We start from the raw sequence: 19,945 nt of genomic DNA, 5'->3' as shown, positions 1-19,945 counted from the left end.
CCCGCCGGCGCGCGCGGCTGGCCGGGCCGCGCAGCGCGGTCCCGGGGCCGAGGGGCGTTACTTGCCCGTGGCGGCGCGCCAGTCCTTGATGAACTGCAGGCGCTTGTTCTGCTCCAGGTAGTCCAGCAGCGTTTCGTCGACCGGGATCGGCTTGAGCGAGGCGCCCAGCTTCTTGGTCATGCCGTCCACGTCGTTGTCGCCTTCGATGTCGTCGCGCACGGAAGCCAGGTCGGCCTGGTTGGCCATGATCGCCTGGCCCTTCTGGGACAGCAGGTAGTCCATCCACAGCTTGGCGGCGTTGCGGTTCTTGGCCTTCTTGCTGATGAAGGCCACGCGCGACAGGACCAGCGCGTAGTCGGTGGGATAGGCCACGCCCAGCGACGGATCGGTCTTGGCGCGCGTTTCCGCGTACGAACCCAGGATGTTGTAGCCGATCAGGTTTTCGCCGGAGGACACGCGCTCCATCATGGTGCCGGTGGACGACTGCACGATCAGGCCGCCCGCGCCGATGCCCTTGAGCGTTTCGAAGTACTTGGGATCGTTGGCCTTGTCCTGCACGGCCAGCATGAAGCCCACCGCGGACTTCTCGATGTCGTAGGTGGTGACCTTGTTCTTGAACTTGTCGGCCTGGCTGGAAACCAGCTTGGCCAGCGCGGCGTGCGTGGTGGGCACTTCGTTGGCCGGGATCAGGCGCTTGTTGTAGATGAACACGGCCGGCTCGTACGTGGTGCCGTAGGCCGAATCCTTCCAGACGGCCCAGGCCGGCAGCTTGCCGATTTCGGGCGACTTGTACTTCAGGGCGTAGTCGGTGGCCAGCTTCAGCGCCGAGTCCATCGACGAACTCCAGACGATGTCGCCGCTGCCGCCGCCCGCCGCCTGTTCGCTGATGTAGCGGTTGTAGAGCTCGGTGCTGTTCATGTCGTTGTATTCGACCTTGACGCCCGGATACAGCGCTTCGAAGCCCTTGATGATGGGGCCGGCGGCCTTGGTGTCGGTGGTCGAGTAGATGACGACCTTGCCTTCCTTCTTGGCGCCGTCCAGGATCTTTTGGTAGTCGGCCGGATAACCTGCCGGCACTTGCTGCGCGAAGGCGCTGCCGGTGGCGATGGCGAATGCAGCGGCGCAGGCGGCCGCCAGTTGGGACTTGGCAAGCATGGATGTTGTCTCCGATTGGATGGTCAGAAGCCGGATCTGGGTCCAGCCTGCGGCCATCTTAGGAGCCGGCGTCTGTCGTCGTCCTGTCATGGCGGCGCGGCAGGCCTAGGGGTAATCCCTTGAGGCGTGTCCGTGACCAGCCGTATCCAGTTCTGCACGAAGCGCGAATGCCGGCGCTGGTCCAGGCCCACCAGCAGCGCGGGGCTCAGCACCACCGGCTGCACGATGCCCTGCGACCGCGCCAGGACCGCCTCGGAAGTCCAGCGGCCGGGCGTGTCTTCCATGATGGAGCCTAGCGCCGCGTGGCTGGACGCCACCTGCTGGCCGGCGGGAGACAGCAGCCAGTCCACCAGCGCGCGGCCCAGGTCCGGGTTGGGGGCGGCGCGGGCGATCAGCACCGAGCGCGCCAGCACCAGCACGTAGTCCTGCGGGAACACCACGCCTATCGGGCTGCCCGCCGCCTGCCGCGACAGGGCGTAGGAGCCGAGGATGTTGTAGCCGATGTCGATATCGTCGTTTTCCACGGCGTCCAGGATCTCGGCGCTGGTCGCGGACAGGCGCACGCCCACCTGGCCCATCGCGTTGGCCAGCCCCCAGAAATTCGACGACACCAGTTCGTCCTGCTCGGCCAGCAGATAGCCCACGCTGCTGGCCGAGATGTCGTAGGTGCCGACGCGGCCGTGCAGCCTGGCCGGGTCCCGCTCCAGCAGGCGCAGCAGGTCCTGGCGGGAGCGCGGCACGGTGGCTTCGGTAAAGCGCTTGGGGTTGTAGACGATGACGGCGGGCTCGAAGGTGAAGCCGTAGACCTCGTGGCGCCAGATCGCCCAGGAGGGCAGCCGGGCGGCATAGGGCGAGGCGTAGCTGAGCGCATAGCCGTCGTTGGCCAGGCGGATCTGCAGGTCCGACGCCGAGCTCATCAGCACGTCCACGTCCTTCAGCCGCCCTTCGACGGCGGCCTCGTAGAGTTCGCGGCTGCCCATCTCGCGGTACACCACCGTCACGTCCGGCCGCTGCGACTGGAAACCCTGGATCAGCGGCGCGACCACGGGCGTGTCGGTGGGGCCGGCGATGGTCAGGACTCGGGAAGAGGACTGCGGGGCCGGGTAGCGGGTGACGATTTCGGCGGCCTCGGCGGCGCGCACCCCGGCGGGCGCCGCCGCCAGCAGCAGGCCGGCGATGCACAGCGCGCCCAGGCCGGCGGCCGCCGCGCGCCAGGGCGCCGAGCGCGCCAGCGGCAGGATGATGCGCGCCGTCAGGCCACCGCCCGGCCGGTCCTGCAGCCAGAGCGAACCGCCGTGGGCGGTGGCCACCGAGCGCACGATGGCCAGCCCCAGCCCGGAGCCGGGCTGCGCGTCGCCGGCCCGGCCGCGCACGAACCGCTGCTGCACGGTGTCCTTTTCGTCGTCGGCGACGCCGGGGCCGCGGTCCGACACGGTGAGCGCCACGCGGAATCCCGCCACCGGCGTCGCCTGGATGTCCACCGGGCCGTCCGGCGCGTAGCGCAGGGCGTTGTCCACCAGGTTGCGCAGCATTTCGCGCAAGGCGACGCGGTCGCCGGCGATCCGGGCCCGGCGGACGTCGGGCGCGATTTCGATGCGCAGCCGCCGCGCCTCCAGCGGGCCGATGCGGCGCCGCGTTTCGTTGATGGTTTCCGCCACGCCCACCAGCGTGCGGGCGCCCTTGCCGAGGCGATGGGTGATGGTGGCGTCCATCAGCAACTGGTTGATCAACTGGCTGGCGTGCGTGGCGTTCTGGTGGATGCGTTCCAGCCGCGCATGCAGCCGCTGCGGATCGGTTTCGTCCAGGGCCACCTCGGCCTGCGCGCGCAGCGACGCCAGCGGCGTGCGGACCTGGTGGGCCGCGTCGGCCACCAGGGTGTTCAGCGTATCCATGATGCCCGACAGGCGCTGCATGAAGGCGTTCAGCGCCTCGGCCAGCCGCTTCACCTCGCGCGGCACCGGCGTCGCTAGCGGGGCCAGGTCGTCCGGCGCGCGGCTGCGCAGTTCCCGCTCGACCGCGCCCAGTGGGGCGAAGGCGCGCTGCACCCCGAACCAGAGCAGGCCCAGCGCCACCAGCGACACCACGACCAGCGGCAGCACGCTGCGTCCCAGGATTTCGTCGGCCAGGGCCGCGCGCGAGCCCAGCGTCTCCGCCACGCGCACGGTGACCCACCCGGCGTGCTGGCTGGCGGACACCAGCCGCCCGACGGTGGCCACGCGCACCGGTTCGTCGTGGTAGCGCAGGTAGGCGAATACGGGCGTGGCGGACTGGGCCAGCGGCAGGGCGGGCGCCAGGTCGCCATAGCCGGTGATGAGCCGGCCGTTGGAGGCGCGGGCTTCGTAGAACACGCGCTCGCCGCCGGACAGCATGGCCAGCGAAGATACCGGGGGCTCCACGGTCACGTTGTTGTCTTCGATCTGCACCGAACCGGCGATGGTGAGCGCGGAGGCGGCCAGCAGCCGGTCGAAGGCCTGCTCGGCCGCGCGCTGCGCATAGCCGCGCAGGAAGAACACCAGCCCGATCAGCGCGCAGGCCAGCAGCAGCACGCCCAGCGTGAACACGCGGCGGCGGATGGAGAAGCTTTCAGGAATGCTCATGGTTGCGGGCCTGGTAGCCGACGCCGCGCACCGTGACGATATCGACCGAGGCGCCCGCCAGTTTCTTGCGCAGCCGCGATATCAGCAGTTCCAGCGCGTTGAGCGACCCGTCGTCCAGGTCGAAAAGCTGGTTCATCAGGCGTTCCTTGGCGACGGTCTGGCCCAGCCTGCCCACCAGGATCTCCAGCAGGCGGAACTCGCGCCGCCCCAGTTCCAGCGGAACGCCCGCCAGGCTGACGTGGCGGTTGGCCAGGTCCAGGCTGAGGTTGCCGTAGGCGGTGACGCTGCTGGTCTGGCCGGCGGGGCGGCGCATCAGCGCGCGAAGCCGGGCTTCGAGTTCGCGCAGGTCGAAGGGCTTGACGAGGTAATCGTCCGCGCCCAGGTCCAGCATGTCGATCTTGTCTTCGATTTCGGCGCGCGCGGTCATGACCAGGACAGGCGCCTCCAGCCCGGCGGCGCGCAGTTCGCGGATGACGGTGAAGCCGTCCTTGCCCGGCAGGTTGATATCCAGGACCAGCGCGTCCCAGGTCTCGTCCAGCCCCCACCGCAGCGCCGCCACGCCGTCGCGCACCCATTGCACGCTATGCCCGGCCGAGCGCAGCTTGCTTTCCACGGCATCGCCCAGGTCGAGATTGTCTTCGACCAGCAGAATGCGCATGTCGCTCCTCCATATCGTTGTGGTTTTTGGGGGAGTTTAAGGGGTACAGGGAGGGGGCGGGCAGAATCCTGGGTTGGCTGGGATGGTTGAGTTCTTGAGACGCCCGTCGCGTCGGGGGCCTGGGGCGCGCGGGTCAACGATTGCGGTCCGGAGCCTTCGCTCCGGACTGCCCCCTTGTCATCCTCGTCCTCGCCTTCGGCGACTCCTTCGGATTCCCTCGGGCTTATCGACTCCCCGCGCACCCCAGGCCCCCGACGCGACGGGCTCTTTCAGTTGCAATCTGACGTTCGCTGGGGCGGGCGGTGTGCTTGGGGTTCTTGCCGCGGGTGGGGTGGTGGTGGAGTATCTTGCGATGCCCGCCCCATGCCGGCCGCGCGGGCGGCTGGCATGGGGCTTACGCGGCGTCTTGCGGTTGGCGATGACGCTGCGCGCTGTTCTATGGTCAGGTGTCAGACACCCATACGAGATAACGGAACGGCTTGAAGAGGTGTTGCCGGGTGTCTGACACCCCCGTGAGAAGACGTGCCCGCCACGATGGGTGTCAGACACCCCGATGCATTGCTTCAAGCCTGTAGCGCCTTGCCGTGGGGTGTCTGACACCTGAGGCAGAACGTCAGACCCCCGAGGCATAACGTTTGCATGCAGGTGTCAGACACCCATACGAGATAACGGTACGGCTTGAAGAGGTGTTGCGGGGTGTCTGACACCCCCCGCGAGAAGACGTGCCCGCCACGATTGGTGTCAGACACCCGGATGCATTGCTTCAAGCCCGTAGCGCCTTGCCGTGGGGTGTCTGACACCTGAGGAAGCCCGAGGCATACCGTCAGACATCTGCCGCAGCAATCGCCACTTGAACCCCGGCGCCGGATGGGGGGCGCGCGCGTCCGGGTCGGCATGCGCAAGCAGCCCGTCGCCGCGCGCCACCCATCACCGCCCACCCCAAAACCGATTGCGGCGCCATTAGCAAACCGCTCACTGCACTCGCGAAAGCGCACACCGCCCCGACGCCCAAACCCGCGTATGCTGCTTGCGGTCGCCCGCGCGGCCGCAAGCAGCGGGCAACGCAAACCCCGTCCCTGAACACAGGTCCAGCAGCGCGGCAAGCCAAGACAGAGGCAGCCCGTCGGCGCGGGCGCCGTGGACGCGAGCAACCTCGATGCGCCCGAGGGAATCCGAAGGCAGTCGCCGAAGGCGACAACGAGGATGACGAAGGGGTAGTCCGGCGCCTGCGCGCCGGACCGCAATCGTGGGCGCGAGCGGCCATGGCGCCCGCGCCGACGGGCGACCTAGGAACACACCGAGCGACCCATAGGCATAAAGCCCCGCATCAACCCGGCCCAGACAAATTTACCCCTCGCCCCCCACAGCCGGCCTGATCTCCCCCACATACCGGCAATCCAGCTCCAGCGACAACTCATCCATCCCCAGGATATCCAACTCCACCGCCGTCCCCCGCTCCAGCTCCGGCATCCCTCCGACCCGCGTCACCAGCGGCGCGTTGGCGAACCGGACCAGATCCTCGCGCAGCACGTGCGCGACCGTGCGGGTCACGTTGTGCTGCTTCAGCCAGCGCAGGCACCAGTAGCGCTCCATCGCGCTCTGGAACTCGGCCCAGGCGGCGTACTGCGCGTCGAAGGCGCCGATGATGGCGAACAGGTCCGCGTCGCGCGGCTTGAACGGGGCCACCAGGCGCGCGGAGACACCGTGTTCGACCGCGGCGATCAACTGCCACTGATTGACCAGATCCACATAGCGGCGCAGCGGCGACGTGCTCCATGCATACTGAGGCACGCCGATGGCTTCGTGCGGCAGCGCCTGCGTGCTCATGCGCACGCGGCCGGCCTGTTGCGAACGGTAGATGCCCGGCACGCCGTGCTGGTGCAGCAGGCCGCCCCACAGGTTGTTCGCCAGGATCATGTACTCGGCCACCATGCGGTCCAGCGGCGCGTTGCGCTGGCGCGGAACCAGGCGCACCGGCGTGTCGGGATCGTCGGGGTCGCCGTCCAGGTAGAAGCTGTACTCGACGCGGGAATTGTTCTCGGGCTTGCCGCGCACGTTCTCGCGCTGGGCGGACAGGGCCTGCGCCAGCTTCCAGAGCGGGCGCAGCCAGTGGCCGTAGGGCAGCTCGGCCGAAGGGTCGGACAGGCTGGCTTCGGTGACCTGGGCGTCCAGCATGTTGTGGCGCAGGTTTTCGCGCACCACGATGCGCTCCAGACGCGTTTCCGATTCGATGACCTCGCCGGTTTCCGGATCGGCCACGACGTACAGCGACAGCACCGGCACTTCGCGGCCGGCGTCCAGCGAGAACGCCTGGATGACGTTGTCCGGCTGCATCGGGATCTTGTCGCCCGGCATGTAGACGGTGGACAGGCGTGCCCGCGCCAGTTTGTCGAATTCGCTGTCGCGCGTCACGCTCAGGCCCGGGGCCGCCACGTGCACGCCGACGCGCAAACGGCCGTCCGGCAGGGGGGTGACGGACAGCGCGTCGTCGATCTCGGTGGTGGTGACGTCGTCCACCGAATAGATCTCGGCGTCCGAGAGCGGCAGTTCGCGGTCGATGGGGGGCAGTTCCAGGGCGGGGAAAGCCAGCCCGCGCGGGAAGTTCGTCGCCAGGAAGCGGCGCTTGTGCAGCGCCAGCGCGTGCGGCCAGGCGCCCAGTTCCAGCAGCAGCCTGTCGGGGCTCTTGCCCAGCTTGGCGCAGGCGGCGTCCAGGGCCTTCCATTGCTGCGAATTCTTGTCCGGACGGATCAGGAGGGACTCCGCGGCCTGGGCGATCGGTTCGGGCAGCCGTCCGGCGGCCATCTCGTCCACCCATTCCTGCTGCTGCTCGGCCTGGCGCTGCTTTTTCTCGAGCGCGGCCAGCGCGGCGGCGAGGATGTCGGGCGGGGCCGGGCGGTAGCGGCCCTTGCCGCGGCGGTGGAAGTACGCCGGCGCGCCGTGCAGGCGCATCAGCAGGGCGGCCTGCTCGACCGGGGTGGGCGCGTGGCCGAAGTAGTCGGCGGCCAGGGCGGGCGCGTCGAATTCCTCCTGCGGCGCGCATTCCCACAGGAATTGCAGGTCCAGGGCCTCGGCGGTGTCGGCCGCCTGGCCCATCAGCGCGGCCGGCTCGGGCGCAGCGAAGGTGAATAGCGTGTTGGCGCGCTTGATCTTGCTGCGCTTGCCGGACTCCGACTCCACCTGCAGGCTGGCGTCGGTCTCCGACAGGATATTGCCGGCCTTGAAGCTGCCGTCGTCTTCGTAAAACACATACATGGTGGGAATCGTCCTGGGCGGCGCGCACGCGCCGCCTTGCGCAGCTATATAGAGTGTTGAGGTCTGAAACTGATTATTGGGGGCGAACCTGCCCGTCGCCCAGGGCGAATTCAAGCACCTCGGGCATCCAGCGCGCGAAGTCGGACAGGCCGTGGTCGCTGCCTTGCACGATGCGCTGGCGGCAGCCCGCGTAACGGTCGCGCATTTCGCGCCAATCCAGCACCTCGTCGCCCGTGGCCGCCACCAGGAAGTACCGGTCGGGCTGGGTGATGCGGGGAACGTGGATGGCGGCCAACTCGTCCACATACCCGGGCAGGAAGGCGAACGGCGCGTCGGAATGATACATGCGGTGCTCGCCGACCTGGGTGGCCAGGTCGCGGGCGGCCTCCACCGCGGGGTTCAGCAGCACCGCCTTGCAGCCCAACTGCTCGGCCAGCCAGGTGGCGTAGAACCCGCCCAGGGAAGAGCCGATCACCGTCAGCGCCCGGGGGGAATCCGCGCCGTCGAGCTGGCGCCGGGCGATGCCCATCGCCAGGTCGACGGCCTCCCGCGGGCTGGCGGGAAGCTGCGGGCAGGCCCAGGCCGCGGACAGCTCGCGCGAGGCCATGGCGTCGGCCATCATCCGGGCCTTGAGCGAGGTCGGCGAGGAACGGAAACCGTGCAGGTAGAGGATCATGACTCGCCTTTGCCTAGGTGTCTGGGAAGATCAGGCGCGCGCCCGCAAGGCGTCCAGCAGCTTGCCGTGCACGCCGCCGAAGCCGCCGTTGCTCATCACCAGCACCTGGTCGCCCGGCCGGGCGGCGTCCGCCACCGCGGCCACGAGCGCCCCGAGGTCATCGTAGCTCGACGCCCGGCCGCCCAGGGGCGCCAGCACTTCCGCCGGGTTCCAGCCCAGCGCGTGCTTGCCGGAATGGGTGCCGAAGCAGAACACCAGGTCCGCGTCGGCCAGGGCGTCGGGCAGGCGGGCGGCCATGGTGCCCAGCTTCATCGTGTTCGAGCGGGGTTCCAGCACCGCCAGGATGCGCGCCGGGCCGGCCTGGCGGCGCAGCCCTTCCAGGGTAGTGGCGATGGCGGTGGGGTGGTGCGCGAAATCGTCGTAGACCTTGATGCCGTTGACCGTGCCGCGAAGCTCCATGCGGCGCTTCACGCCCGCGAAGCGGCTCAGCGCCTCGATGCCTTGCGCCGCCGGCACGCCCACGTGTTCGGCGGCGGCCAGCGCGGCCAGCGCGTTCATCCGGTTGTGCTCGCCGGTCAGGGCCCAGCGCACGGTGCCCGCGGCCGCGCCCTCGCGCAGCACGCCGAAAGCGCCGTCCGCGTCCGGGGCCGTCGCCTGCCAGGCGCCATCCGCGCCGAACGTGACGGTTTCCGACCAGCATCCGCGCGCAATCACGCGGTCCAGCGCGGCGCAGTGCGCCGGGCGCACAATGCGTCCGGAACCGGGAATCGTGCGCACGAGATGATGGAATTGGGTTTCGATCGCCGCCAGATCCGGAAAGATGTCGGCGTGATCGTATTCAAGGTTGTTGAGAATGGCCGTGCGGGGGCGGTAATGGACGAACTTGGAGCGCTTGTCGAAGAACGCCGTGTCGTATTCGTCCGCCTCGATCACGAAGGGGCGCCGGCCGGGGTCGTAGCGGGCCGATACGCGCAGATCCTGCGCCACGCCGCCGATCAGGAAGTTGGGCGCCAGGCCGGCGGCCTCCAGCACCCAGGCCAGCATCGAACTGGTGGTGGTCTTGCCGTGGGTGCCCGCCACTGCCAGCACGTGCTGGCCGGGCAGGATGCTGTCGCCCAGCCATTGCGGCCCCGACACATAGCGCGCGCCGGATTCCAGGATGGCTTCCATCAGCGGGTTGCCCCGGCTGACCACGTTGCCGATGACGTAGAGGTCGGGCTTCAGCGCCAATTGCTCGGCCCCGAAGCCTTCGATCAGTTCGATTCCCTGTTCGGACAGTTGCGTGCTCATGGGCGGGTATACGCCCGCGTCGCAACCCGTGACCTTGTGGCCGGCCGCGCGCGCGATCAACGCCAGGCCGCCCATGAACGTACCGCAGATGCCAAGAATGTGCAGGTGCATTGAAAACTCTCCTGTCCTGCATTGTATATATAGCGGCCGGGCAGGCCTTGGGCGAGGGCGGAGGAAAAATGCCGCCAGGCGGCGCGCGGGGGGCGTTTTATCTTGAGACGGCCCAACGACAAAAAACAGCGGCTGCGGTTATGATCGCGCCATGAATCGACGCCTACTCCTTTCCGCCGGCGTGGCCGTGGCCGCCACGGTCGCGGGCGGCTATACGCTGTTGGGCCGCAAGCCCGCGGCCCCCGCGGCTACCGCCGAGGCCGGCGATCCGGTTGCCGCCCTGATGCAGTTGCAGCTCCCCGACCTGGGCGGGGCGTCCCATTCGCTGTCCGGCTGGAAGGGCCAGCCCATCGTGGTCAATTTCTGGGCGACCTGGTGCGCGCCTTGCGTCCGCGAAATGCCGGAACTCGACGCTTTGCAGAAAAAATACCCGCAAGTGCGTTTTGTCGGCATCGGCGTCGATTCGGCGGCCAACATGCAAAAATTCGTCGAGAAAGTACAGGTTTCCTACCCGCTCTGGGTTATCGGCGCAGGGGCTATCGATACGCTGCGCAAGCTGGGAAACCCCAGTGGTGGCCTGCCTTTTACTATTGTTTTCAATGCAGATGGCGGCATTAACCGGAAGATATTGGGAGAAATCCAGCCGGATGATCTGGAGCGCACTTTATCTGGTTTAAAGGCGTAAGTCTGTTGGACAAATAGTAGGAATTGGCGTAAAAAGCTGGTTTATCGGCTGTTTTGCCAACAATTGGCAAACCACTCATTGGCAAGCGCATGGCGCAAAACATACTGGTATTGCATGGCCCGAATCTAAACCTGCTCGGCACCCGGGAACCTCATATCTACGGCAGTCTCACCCTGCCCCAGATCAATGAGCGACTGGAACTGCTCGCAGGCGAACTGGGCGCCACGCTGACCGCGTGGCAAGGCAATCACGAAGGCGCTCTGGTCGACCGCATTCAGGCGGCCCGTCAAGACGGCACGGACTTCATCATCATCAACGCGGCGGCTTATACGCACACCAGCGTCGCGATCCGCGATGCGCTGGCCGGGGTCGCGATCCCATTTATTGAAGTACATTTGTCCAATCTGTATAAGCGAGAGCCCTTCAGGCATCACTCTTATCTGTCCGACTTGGCGGTAGGCCTTATCAGCGGCCTGGGCGCGGACGGCTACGAAGCGGCTCTGCGTTACGCAGTGCGGCACTGATCTCGCACCAACTCACAGCATCTACATCTTTACGGCGCGGACCCGACGCTGGGACGTCGCCGACACTAGACACTATATCGGGAAGCAGCTTCTATGGACCTTCGAAAACTCAAAACCCTGATCGACCTGGTGGCTGAATCGGGCATCGCCGAGCTGGAAATCACCGAAGGCGAAGGCAAGGTGAGGATCGTCAAGTTCTCGCAAACCTTGCAGCCGGTGGCCTACCACCACCCCGAAGCCGGCGTGCCCGCGGCGCCCGTGGCCCAGGCCGCCGCGCCGGCCGCGCCCGCCGCCGAAGCTGCCCCCGTCATCCAGGGCCACGTCGTCAAGGCCCCCATGGTGGGCACCTTCTACCGTTCGCCGAACCCGGGCGCCGCGCCGTTCGTCGATGTGGGCGCCACCGTCAAGGAAGGCGATCCGCTCTGCATCATTGAGGCCATGAAGCTGCTCAATGAAATCGAGGCCGACAAGTCCGGCGTCATCAAAGAAATCCTGGTCGAAAACGGCGAGCCCGTCGAGTACGGTCAACCCCTGTTCGTCATTGGCTGATAGCTGAAAATGTTCGAAAAAATCCTGATCGCCAATCGGGGCGAAATCGCCCTGCGCATTCAGCGCGCTTGCCGCGAGCTGGGCATCAAGACCGTGGTCGTGCACTCCGAGGCCGACCGCGAAGCCAAGTACGTGCGCCTGGCCGATGAATCCGTGTGCATCGGGCCCGCGCCGTCGCGCGAAAGCTACCTGAACATGCCGGCCATCATTTCGGCCGCCGAAGTCACGGATTCCGAGGCCATCCACCCGGGCTACGGGTTCCTGTCCGAGAACGCCGACTTCGCCGACCGCGTCGAAAAGAGCGGCTTCGTGTTCATCGGCCCGCGTCCCGACACCATCCGCCTGATGGGCGACAAGGTCAGCGCCAAGCGCGCCATGATCGAAGCCGGCGTGCCGGTGGTGCCGGGCTCGGAAGGCGCTTTGCCCGACGATCCGCAGGAAATCATCCGCGTTGCGCGCGAAGTCGGGTATCCGGTCATCATCAAGGCCGCGGGCGGCGGCGGGGGCCGCGGCATGCGCGTGGTCTACACCGAAGCCGCGCTGCTGAACGCCGTCACGATGACGCGCTCGGAAGCGGGCGCCGCGTTCAACAACCCGGAAGTCTATATGGAGAAGTTCCTCGAGAACCCGCGCCATATCGAAATCCAGGTGCTGGCCGATGGCGGCCGCAACGCCGTCTGGCTGGGCGAGCGCGACTGCTCCATGCAGCGCCGCCACCAGAAAGTCATCGAGGAAGCGCCCGCGCCCGGAGTCGCGCGCCGCCTGATCGAGCGCATCGGCGACCGCTGCGCCGACGCCTGCCGCAAGATGGGCTACCGCGGCGCCGGCACGTTCGAATTCCTGTACGAAAGCGGCGAGTTCTATTTCATCGAAATGAACACCCGCATCCAGGTCGAGCATCCGGTCACCGAGCTGATCACCGGCATCGACCTGGTCCAGCAGCAGATCCTGATCGCCGCGGGCGAGAAGTTCGCCCTGCGCCAGCGCGACGTCGCCTTCAAGGGCCACGCCATCGAATGCCGGATCAACGCCGAGGATCCGTTCCGCTTCGTGCCCAGCCCCGGCCGCATCACCAACTGGCATACGCCGGGCGGTCCGGGCGTGCGCATCGATTCGCACGCGTTCAACGGCTATTTCGTGCCGCCGAACTATGATTCGATGATCGCCAAGGTCATCACCTACGGCGACACGCGCGACCAGGCGCTGGCCCGCATGCGCATCGCGCTGTCGGAAATGGTGGTGGAAGGCATTTCCACCAACATCCCGCTGCATCGCGAATTGCTGCAGGACGCCCGCTTTATCGAAGGCGGCACCAGCATCCACTATCTGGAAAACAAGTTGGCGCAGCGTCCCTGACCAACGACCTTGGGGCCTGACGGCCCCTTTTTGCTCCAGGAAGAGGTCCTTTGGGCGATATTCCGGGGTTATACGGCCAACGGGCCGCGGCGCATGCCGCGGCCCGTTGGCCAGATGGAAGAAATAATCATGCGTGAACTCGTGCTCCATTGCCTGGAGGCTCAGGCCGAGGCCCTGTCGGACGCGCTGCTCGAAGCGGGCGTGCTGTCGGTGTCCGTCGAAGACGCCGACCTGGGCACCGACGACGAGCGTCCCTTGTTCGGCGAACCGGGCACCGAGCCCGACGTGCAGGCCTGGGACCGCAATCGCGTCGTCGCCCTGTTGCCCGACGGCGCGGACCCGGCGCAGATCCTGGAAGAGGCCGCCGAGGCGGGCGGGCTGGATCCCGCGCTGTTCGCCGGCTGGAGCCTGCGCGAGGTGCCCGACGCCGACTGGGTGCGCCTGACGCAGTCGCAGTTCGGTCCCATCCATATCGCCGAGCGGCTGTGGATCGTGCCCAGTTGGCACCGCGACAGCCCCGACGTGCCCGGGTTCGAGCCGGACGCGCCCGCGCAGGACGGATCGATCCACATCGAACTCGATCCCGGCCTGGCGTTCGGCACGGGCAGCCATCCGACCACCCATCTGTGCCTGGCCTGGCTCGAGGCCGAACTGCCGCAGGGCGCCACGCTGCTGGACTACGGCTGCGGTTCGGGGATTCTCGCCATCGCCGCGCGCAAGCTCGGCGCGGGCCCGACCCTTGCCGTCGACATCGACGCCCAGGCCGTGCAGAGCACGGTCTTCAATGCCGGGGTCAACCGGGTCGAGCTTCAGGCCATGCTGCCCGACGCGCTGCCGGAAGGCGCGTTCGAGGTGGTGGTGGCCAACATTCTGTCCAACCCGCTGAAGGTGCTGGCGCCCATGCTGGCCGGGCGCGTCGCCGCGGGCGGCCACCTGGTGCTGTCGGGCGTCCTGGAGCGCCAGGCCGAGGAAGTGGCCGCCGCCTACGCGCCCTGGATCGCGATGTCGGCCTGGCGCGCCCGCGACGGCTGGGTCTGCCTGCACGGCCAGAAGGCCTGAGCGCAGTCGCCGCAGGATCGCGCCATGGCCTTGACCACCCGTTGCCCGCAGTGCGGCACTTCCTTCAAGGTGGTGCCTGACCAACTCCGGGTCCGTAACGGCCTGGTGCGCTGCGGCGCCTGCTCCACGGTATTCGACGGGCGCGCCTGCCTGTTGGCCGAGCCCGGCGCGCCGGCGGCACCCCCGCCGGCGGCACCCGCGGCGAGCGCCAACCCCGCGCCGGTCCTGGCCGCGCCCGCCGCCGAAGCCCCTCCGCCCTGGGAAGACGAACCCGAAGCGCCCGCCGCCGTTTCGCCCGCGCTTCCGCCCGCCGTGCTGCGCGGGCGCGACGATATCCGCCGCCGCGCCGAGCCCGACGCCGGCTCGCCGGAGGACGAGGACGATGAAGACGGTTTTGACGACGATGCCGCCGATGACGCGGAACCGCCGCGCCGGGCCGCGCCCGCCGCGCCGCCATCGCCCGCCCGTCGCCCCGATCCGGTCTTCGCGGCGGACGCCGAACCCGCCATCGGTTGGGGCGCGCGCCGCGCCGGCGCGCCCGCGGAGCCGTCGCTGGCCCCGGAGGGCGACTACCGGCACGTGGACGTGCGCGACGATGCGCGCGACGACGAATACGAAGACGAATACGGCCCCGACCGCGACGATCCGCGCGAGCCGGTGCTGGGCGATACGCGCACGCGCTATTCCAGCGCGACCGACGTGGGCCGCGCGCCGCCCGAATTCCTGGACCAGGACCGCCAGGAGCGGCGCGGCCTGATACGCAAGCTGTGGGGCGGCGCCTGCCTGGCCGGCCTGATCGCGCTGGGCCTGCAACTGCTGTATGTGTACCGCGGCGACATCGCCAACTCCGTGCCGGCCCTGCGGCCGGTGCTGGAAACCGCGTGCCAGCCCCTGGGCTGCACCGTGGGATACGCGCGCCGGCTGGAACGCATCGCGATTTCTTCCTCGTCGCTGCAGCCGCCGACGGGCGCGGCGGCGATCGACGATGGGCGCAGCCGGCTCGTGCTGAACCTGGTGCTGCGCAACCGCTACGACAAGCCGCAGCACTGGCCCGCGCTGGTGCTGGACCTGACGGACCTGTCGGACACGGTGGTGGTGCGCCGCGTGCTGATGCCCGAAAACTATCTCACTCCCGAACAGTTGCGCGGCCCGTTCGCGCCTGCCGGAGAGCTGAAAATCTCCGTACCCATTGAAGTGACCGGCGTTCAGGTCAATGGCTACCAAATCGATAAATTCTTTCCTTAAAGGATGACAAGCATGGCGACCCCAGTCCTGGTTTGCGGTTCGATGGCGTTCGACACCATCGCGGTGTTCGAAGGCCATTTCAAAGAGCACATCCTGGCCGACCGCATCCAATCCCTGAGCGTGTCGTTCCTGGTGCCCAGCATGCGCAAGGAATACGGCGGCTGCTCGGGCAACATCGCCTACAACATGAACCTGCTGGGCGGCAAGCCCGTGCCGGTGGCGACCGTGGGCGAGGACGCGGGCGAATACCTGGCGCGCCTGTCGGACCTGGGCATCGACGTCAGCCGCGTGAAGGTCATTCCCGATACCTTCACCGCGCAATGCTTCATCACGACCGACCTGGACGACAACCAGATCACGGCCTTCCACCCGGGCGCCATGTCGTTCGCGGCCGATAACGACCTCAGCGATGCCGACGCGGAATGGGCCATCATCGCGCCCGACGCGAAAGAGGGCATGTTCGCCCACGCCGAACGCCTGCACCAACGCGGCATCCCGTTCATCTTCGACCTGGGCCAGGCCATGCCGCTGTTCGACGGCGCGGACCTGGAGCGCATGCTGAAGCTGGCGCGCGCGCTGACGGTGAACGACTACGAGGCGGGCGTGGTGGAACAGCGCACGGGCCGCAGCATGGCCGACATCGCCGGCGCACTGCAGGCCGTGGTGGTGACGCGGGGCGCCGAAGGCGCGACCTTGCTGACCGGCGGCAAGACCATCCATATCGAGCCGGTGCGCGCGGCCCAGGTCGTGGACCCGACGGGTTGCGGCGACGCCCAGCGCGGCGGCCTGCTCTATGGCCTCACCAGCGGCTGGAACTGGGAAGATAGCTGCCGCCTGGGCAACGTCATGGGCGCCATCAAGATCGCTTCGCGCGGGCCGCAGAACCACGCGCCGTCGCGCGCCGAGATCGATGCCGTGCTGCATGCCGCCTACGGTATCCATCTGCCCGGCTGAGCGTCTCCGGCGCCTCGGGGAACCCGGCGGCGCCCGTCCGGTCGAATAGCCGCGAGGCCGGCGCGCGGCGGCGGGTTCGCCCGGTTGTTTGCAGCTTCTGGCCGTGAGTTTCAGTGTGTTGCAGCCGCGATGGCCGTTCTTGCGGGGCGGAGTATGATCAAGAAGTCATCGGCATAGCCGATCGAGGAGTCCAAATGAACCAAAGCAAATCTCTTTCCCTGGTGTCGCCGCGCGCCGGCCGGTGGCTGGCCATCGCTGCCGTCGTAACGTCGATGGCAGTTCTGGGCGGCTGCGCCAACCGCAGCGCGTCCAGCGGCGTGTACAGCTATGACCAGGCGCAGCGCGAGCAGATCGTGCGCACGGGAACGGTGACGGGCGTGCGTCCCATCGTGATTCAGAACGACAAATCCAGCGGGGTCGGCATGGTGGCCGGCGGCGCGCTGGGCGGCGTGGCGGGCAACGCCATCGGCGGCGGCACCGGCCGCACCATCGCCACGGTCGGCGGCGTCATTCTGGGCGCGCTGGCGGGTAACGCCGTCGAAAACCAGACCGGCAAGAATTCCGGCTACGAAATCACCGTGCGTCTCGACAACGGCGAAACCCGCGTCGTGGCGCAGGAAGCGGATGTGCCCATCAGCGTGGGCCAGCGCGTCCAGGTGATCAGCGGCGCCGGCCCGACCCGCGTGACGCCGATGTAATTGCTGCCGCGCCCCGGCAGGCGGTTTTCCGGGGCGGCCAGTATGTGAAGATGCCCGCGCAAGCGGGCATTCTTTTGCCAGATGTCGCTCCGTCGCAACGCGGCACCCCGGGACTTACCCGCAGGCGTTACGCTTTCCAGCCTTTTCTCGCCATTTTCTCCAAAAGTCTCATGGCGATTCCACGGACGAAGTGACATGATTGCGCCTGCGATCGACGTCGCGCCGCGGCTACCATGTAACCAAGTGCATCACGGCGTCGTTCTGGCAAGCTGGAATTTCAGTTCGGTTTCAGCATTTTCTCAGTATCCTCGTCGTCCTGAACCCCGGGGCGGGGGATGTTTTGCCGACAAGGCAACGTAACGCTGCACTAGCTATGCATTCCGAGCAAGAACTCCACACCAGGATCGGCGAGATCGTCGAGTCGATCGTCATGAAGAAAGTCACTCCCGATACGCAACTGATCGCCACCGGCCTGGTCGACTCGCTGGCCGCCGTGGATATCACGCTCGCGGTCGAGTCGGAGTACGGCTGCAGCATTCCGGCTCCCGAGATCGCGGAGCATCTACAGTCGGTCCGCACGCTTGCCGGCTATGTCGCTGCCCATACTGCGTAATTCCCGGCTGTTGTCCCACGTCGCGGCCGCCGCGACGGCGGTGGCGCTGGCTGTCGGGGCCTATTGCGGCGCGGACGACCTGCTCAGCCGCCTCGTGAATCCCATGCAGCCGACCCCGGCGGCCGTGGCCGCCGGCAAGAGCAACTACCTGCCCAACCTGGGGCCGGACTGGGGCACACAGCACGTCAACCTGAACCGCCTGGGCAATGCCCTGAGCGACGGGACGCTGGTCGTGCTCGGCTCTTCCGAACTGTCCAGCCACGACCTGCGCTTCGTTCCCTACCGGTTCTTCCCGGAAGAGCTGAAGGTGCCCACGCTGGCCTACGGCCACGCCATGTTCCAGTCCTACGGCATCGTCAGCGTGCTGGAGTCGGTGGCGGATTCGCTGACGCCCAATACCCGGCTGGTGATCATGGTGTCGCCGGCCTGGTTCGCCTCGGGCGGCCAGTTGCCGCGCAGCGCGTTCGCCGAACACGTGACCGGCCCGGTCTGGGACCGCCTGTGGGACCAGCCCAGCACGCGCGAGCAGATGCAGACCTGGATCACCGACAATGCCAACTGGGGGCTGTTGTGGCTCATCGCCAATGGCCAGGTCGCCGAGCTGAAGGACAAGCTGTCGCTGTGGTGGCTGGCGCGCAAGGAACCGGCGCCCGACCGGCCGCGCAGCAAGTTGTCCGTGCCCGCGCACCGCTATGTGTCCTGGCCGTCGGCCGCCCGCCTCGACCAGGGCCAGTGGGGCCGGCTGACGCACCAGGCGCGCGAGGCCGAACGCGACCTGGGCGGCCACAATCCCTACGACGTGCGCGACGATTACTACCGGCAGTACCTGGCGCCGCTGTATTCGCCGGCCCGCAACGAGTTCGCCGACGTCGACCCGATCACCCGCGCCGAACTGGGCGACCTGTCGCGCGTCATGGCCCTGCTGCAGAAACGCAAGGTCCGCGCCTATTTCGTCATCCAGCCGTTCAACCCCAAACTCATCCTGGACGTCGAGCGCTTCGACCCGGTGGTGGCCGCCATCACCGGCATGTGCGCCCGTTATCGGATGGGTTGCCTGGACCTCTACAGCATCCCGTTCGAGCCAGGCATGCTGCGCGACGACATGCATCTGGCCGAACTCGGCTGGGCGCTGGCCGACCAAGGCATTGCGGAGTACTTTTCCCGATGAACAAATTATTTTCCTGGGCCGGGCCGAAGGCAGGCAGCCCCGCCGAAGGGCAGGCGCCCCGCAAGCCGGGCGCCGCCTGGGGGCGCCGCTTCTTCTGGCACCTGTGCCTGTACGTCGGGGTGATCCTGGTGTTCGTGCTGCAAGCGCAGCCCACCACGGGCAGCGGCGGACCGATCAAGGTCGAATTCCAATACCAACAGTTCTGACCGCAGCATGGAATTGTTCGCAAGCTTGAGCTTTTTCGGCGGCGCCCTGTTCGGCGGCCTGGGCCTGTTGGCGTACCGTTCTTTCGGCATGCCGCTGCGCATCGGCTACCGGCACGTCATCGGGGTGATCTGCCTGGGCGTCTGGATGGCGGTGTTCTGGGCGCGCCCCTACCAGCCGATCGCGCTGATCGCCATTTCGGGCGGCGCGCTGTGGGCGGTGCGGCGCAACTACATCCCCACCTGGCTGGGCGTGGTCATTACGATGGCGCCGCTGCTGCTGGTGAAGACGGGCGTGTCGCACCTGGGCGCGATGCTGGGCCTGTCGTTCGCCACCTTCCGCGCCGTCGACGTGCTGCTGTTCGCGCAACGCAACGAGCGCGTCTCGCCGCTGGATTACTTCATCTACCTGTTCTTCCCGCTGACGCTGCTGGCCGGCCCCATGTACCGCTGGCGCAATTTCCAGGCGGACCTGAAGCGCGGCTACGAGGGCGTGAACCTGAACACCTGGCTGAGCGGCCTGGAACTCATCATGCTGGGCGTCATCCAGAAGTTCGGCCTGGCCGAGGCAATCTGGCGCTACGGCCTGGCGACGCTGGACGCGCACGACTATTCGTTCACCGGCGTGGCCCTCAATGCCTCGCTCTACAGCGCCTACCTGTTCTTCGACTTCGCGGGCTATTCCACGATGGCGATCGGCATCGGCATGCTGTTCGGCTTCACCCTGCCGATCAACTTCCGCAACCCGCTGGCGACGCTGAACCCGCAGGATTTCTGGCGGCGCTGGCACATCAGCCTGTCGGAATGGCTGCGCGACGTGGTCTTCATGCCCATCTACAAGGCGCTCAGCAAGACCGCGTACTTCTCGCGCCACCGCCTGGCCGCGCAGAACATCGGCATCTTCGCGACCCTGCTGGCCATGGGAGTCTGGAACGGCCTGTCGCCGCACTACATCGTCAGCGGCCTCATGTTCGGCGCGTACTCGGTGGGCCACAACCTGCTGGTCAACGCCGCGCGCACCCGACCGGCCCTGCAGGCGGCCCTGGCGCGGCCCGCCATGCGCCTGCTCGGGCGCGTGTTCACCCTGATCCTGGCCGCGCTGGCGCTCTACGTGTTCAGCGGCCGCAGCCCCATTTGACGCCGGGAGTTTCG

Annotated in this window: 18 protein-coding genes; 12 read left to right on the top strand and 6 right to left on the bottom strand. The window is 67.7% G+C overall.

The genetic code is table 11. From position 1 onward, the window contains the following. Positions 1 to 57: 57 nt before the first annotated feature. From AVE30378_RS23945 to mpl, 6 genes are all read right to left on the bottom strand, one after another. On the bottom strand, positions 58 to 1,155 hold the full coding sequence (locus tag AVE30378_RS23945) for an ABC transporter substrate-binding protein (protein ID WP_129244263.1): 1,098 nt from the start codon (positions 1,153 to 1,155) through the stop codon (positions 58 to 60). A gap of 86 nt (positions 1,156 to 1,241) precedes the next feature. After that, positions 1,242 to 3,752, bottom strand: a complete 2,511-nt coding sequence (locus AVE30378_RS23940) for a sensor histidine kinase (protein ID WP_129244261.1) — start codon at positions 3,750 to 3,752, stop codon at positions 1,242 to 1,244. After that, positions 3,739 to 4,410 (bottom strand): response regulator transcription factor, encoded by a 672-nt coding sequence (locus tag AVE30378_RS23935; protein ID WP_129244259.1) that lies wholly within the window; start codon positions 4,408 to 4,410, stop codon positions 3,739 to 3,741. The genes AVE30378_RS23940 and AVE30378_RS23935 overlap by 14 nt, the downstream gene beginning before the upstream one ends. Before the next feature lie 1,347 nt (positions 4,411 to 5,757). Then, positions 5,758 to 7,662 (bottom strand): ribonuclease catalytic domain-containing protein, encoded by a 1,905-nt coding sequence (locus AVE30378_RS23930; protein ID WP_129244257.1) that lies wholly within the window; start codon positions 7,660 to 7,662, stop codon positions 5,758 to 5,760. A gap of 73 nt (positions 7,663 to 7,735) precedes the next feature. Then, a complete protein-coding gene (locus AVE30378_RS23925) occupies positions 7,736 to 8,338 on the bottom strand; it encodes a YqiA/YcfP family alpha/beta fold hydrolase (RefSeq protein WP_129244255.1) in 603 nt (200 codons plus the stop codon). 30 nt (positions 8,339 to 8,368) lie between these two features. Then, positions 8,369 to 9,739: a UDP-N-acetylmuramate:L-alanyl-gamma-D-glutamyl-meso-diaminopimelate ligase gene (gene mpl, locus AVE30378_RS23920; protein WP_129244253.1), complete on the bottom strand. Its 1,371-nt coding sequence runs from the start codon at positions 9,737 to 9,739 to the stop codon at positions 8,369 to 8,371. 151 nt (positions 9,740 to 9,890) lie between these two features. On the opposite strand from mpl, the gene AVE30378_RS23915 reads away from it, so the two are divergent. From AVE30378_RS23915 to AVE30378_RS23860, 12 genes are all read left to right on the top strand, one after another. After that, positions 9,891 to 10,424 (top strand): TlpA family protein disulfide reductase, encoded by a 534-nt coding sequence (locus AVE30378_RS23915; RefSeq protein WP_129244251.1) that lies wholly within the window; start codon positions 9,891 to 9,893, stop codon positions 10,422 to 10,424. Between the two features lie 89 nt (positions 10,425 to 10,513). Next, positions 10,514 to 10,948 carry a type II 3-dehydroquinate dehydratase gene (gene aroQ / locus AVE30378_RS23910; protein WP_129244249.1) on the top strand — a complete coding sequence of 145 codons (435 nt, stop codon included), beginning with the start codon at positions 10,514 to 10,516 and terminating at the stop codon, positions 10,946 to 10,948. Between the two features lie 93 nt (positions 10,949 to 11,041). After that, on the top strand, positions 11,042 to 11,497 hold the full coding sequence (accB, locus tag AVE30378_RS23905) for an acetyl-CoA carboxylase biotin carboxyl carrier protein (protein WP_129244247.1): 456 nt from the start codon (positions 11,042 to 11,044) through the stop codon (positions 11,495 to 11,497). A 9-nt stretch (positions 11,498 to 11,506) separates the two neighbouring features. Then, complete coding sequence (accC, locus tag AVE30378_RS23900; RefSeq protein ID WP_129244245.1) at positions 11,507 to 12,853, top strand: acetyl-CoA carboxylase biotin carboxylase subunit; 1,347 nt, start codon at positions 11,507 to 11,509, stop codon at positions 12,851 to 12,853. 129 nt (positions 12,854 to 12,982) lie between these two features. After that, positions 12,983 to 13,912: a 50S ribosomal protein L11 methyltransferase gene (prmA, locus tag AVE30378_RS23895; protein WP_129244243.1), complete on the top strand. Its 930-nt coding sequence runs from the start codon at positions 12,983 to 12,985 to the stop codon at positions 13,910 to 13,912. Between the two features lie 24 nt (positions 13,913 to 13,936). Further along, positions 13,937 to 15,157, top strand: a complete 1,221-nt coding sequence (locus AVE30378_RS23890; protein ID WP_129244241.1) for a DUF3426 domain-containing protein — start codon at positions 13,937 to 13,939, stop codon at positions 15,155 to 15,157. A 12-nt stretch (positions 15,158 to 15,169) separates the two neighbouring features. After that, entirely contained in the window at positions 15,170 to 16,111 is a 942-nt protein-coding gene (locus AVE30378_RS23885; protein WP_129244239.1) for a carbohydrate kinase family protein, read from the top strand. A 194-nt stretch (positions 16,112 to 16,305) separates the two neighbouring features. Further along, entirely contained in the window at positions 16,306 to 16,809 is a 504-nt protein-coding gene (locus AVE30378_RS23880) for an outer membrane lipoprotein (RefSeq protein WP_129244236.1), read from the top strand. Positions 16,810 to 17,182: 373 nt separating this feature from the next. After that, a complete protein-coding gene (locus AVE30378_RS23875; protein WP_129244234.1) occupies positions 17,183 to 17,422 on the top strand; it encodes an acyl carrier protein in 240 nt (79 codons plus the stop codon). Continuing rightward, positions 17,400 to 18,590 (top strand): D-alanyl-lipoteichoic acid biosynthesis protein DltD, encoded by a 1,191-nt coding sequence (locus AVE30378_RS23870; RefSeq protein WP_129244232.1) that lies wholly within the window; start codon positions 17,400 to 17,402, stop codon positions 18,588 to 18,590. The genes AVE30378_RS23875 and AVE30378_RS23870 overlap by 23 nt, the downstream gene beginning before the upstream one ends. Continuing rightward, complete coding sequence (locus AVE30378_RS32615; RefSeq protein ID WP_165360282.1) at positions 18,587 to 18,796, top strand: hypothetical protein; 210 nt, start codon at positions 18,587 to 18,589, stop codon at positions 18,794 to 18,796. Before AVE30378_RS23870 ends, AVE30378_RS32615 begins: the two co-directional genes overlap by 4 nt. A 7-nt stretch (positions 18,797 to 18,803) precedes the next feature. Then, positions 18,804 to 19,931, top strand: coding sequence for an MBOAT family O-acyltransferase (locus tag AVE30378_RS23860; RefSeq protein WP_129244230.1), 1,128 nt, complete (start codon positions 18,804 to 18,806; stop codon positions 19,929 to 19,931). Positions 19,932 to 19,945 lie beyond the last annotated feature (14 nt).

This window comes from Achromobacter veterisilvae (assembly GCF_900496975.1).
GTDB classification, from domain to species: Bacteria; Pseudomonadota; Gammaproteobacteria; order Burkholderiales; family Burkholderiaceae_B; genus Achromobacter; species Achromobacter veterisilvae.
This window is presented reverse-complemented; position numbering and strand designations above follow the sequence as displayed.

Coding starts and splice junctions, on each gene's coding strand:
- AVE30378_RS23890 (WP_129244241.1), top strand. CDS start 13,937: ATGGCCTTGACCACCCGTTGCCCGCAGTGCGGCACTTCCTTCAAGGTG.
- AVE30378_RS23915 (WP_129244251.1), top strand. CDS start 9,891: ATGAATCGACGCCTACTCCTTTCCGCCGGCGTGGCCGTGGCCGCCACG.
- AVE30378_RS23885 (WP_129244239.1), top strand. CDS start 15,170: ATGGCGACCCCAGTCCTGGTTTGCGGTTCGATGGCGTTCGACACCATC.
- AVE30378_RS23925 (WP_129244255.1), bottom strand. CDS start 8,338: ATGATCCTCTACCTGCACGGTTTCCGTTCCTCGCCGACCTCGCTCAAG.
- accC (WP_129244245.1), top strand. CDS start 11,507: ATGTTCGAAAAAATCCTGATCGCCAATCGGGGCGAAATCGCCCTGCGC.
- accB (WP_129244247.1), top strand. CDS start 11,042: ATGGACCTTCGAAAACTCAAAACCCTGATCGACCTGGTGGCTGAATCG.
- prmA (WP_129244243.1), top strand. CDS start 12,983: ATGCGTGAACTCGTGCTCCATTGCCTGGAGGCTCAGGCCGAGGCCCTG.
- AVE30378_RS23860 (WP_129244230.1), top strand. CDS start 18,804: ATGGAATTGTTCGCAAGCTTGAGCTTTTTCGGCGGCGCCCTGTTCGGC.
- AVE30378_RS32615 (WP_165360282.1), top strand. CDS start 18,587: ATGAACAAATTATTTTCCTGGGCCGGGCCGAAGGCAGGCAGCCCCGCC.
- AVE30378_RS23945 (WP_129244263.1), bottom strand. CDS start 1,155: ATGCTTGCCAAGTCCCAACTGGCGGCCGCCTGCGCCGCTGCATTCGCC.
- AVE30378_RS23935 (WP_129244259.1), bottom strand. CDS start 4,410: ATGCGCATTCTGCTGGTCGAAGACAATCTCGACCTGGGCGATGCCGTG.
- AVE30378_RS23870 (WP_129244232.1), top strand. CDS start 17,400: ATGTCGCTGCCCATACTGCGTAATTCCCGGCTGTTGTCCCACGTCGCG.
- AVE30378_RS23940 (WP_129244261.1), bottom strand. CDS start 3,752: ATGAGCATTCCTGAAAGCTTCTCCATCCGCCGCCGCGTGTTCACGCTG.
- aroQ (WP_129244249.1), top strand. CDS start 10,514: ATGGCGCAAAACATACTGGTATTGCATGGCCCGAATCTAAACCTGCTC.
- AVE30378_RS23875 (WP_129244234.1), top strand. CDS start 17,183: ATGCATTCCGAGCAAGAACTCCACACCAGGATCGGCGAGATCGTCGAG.
- AVE30378_RS23880 (WP_129244236.1), top strand. CDS start 16,306: ATGAACCAAAGCAAATCTCTTTCCCTGGTGTCGCCGCGCGCCGGCCGG.
- mpl (WP_129244253.1), bottom strand. CDS start 9,739: ATGCACCTGCACATTCTTGGCATCTGCGGTACGTTCATGGGCGGCCTG.
- AVE30378_RS23930 (WP_129244257.1), bottom strand. CDS start 7,662: ATGTATGTGTTTTACGAAGACGACGGCAGCTTCAAGGCCGGCAATATC.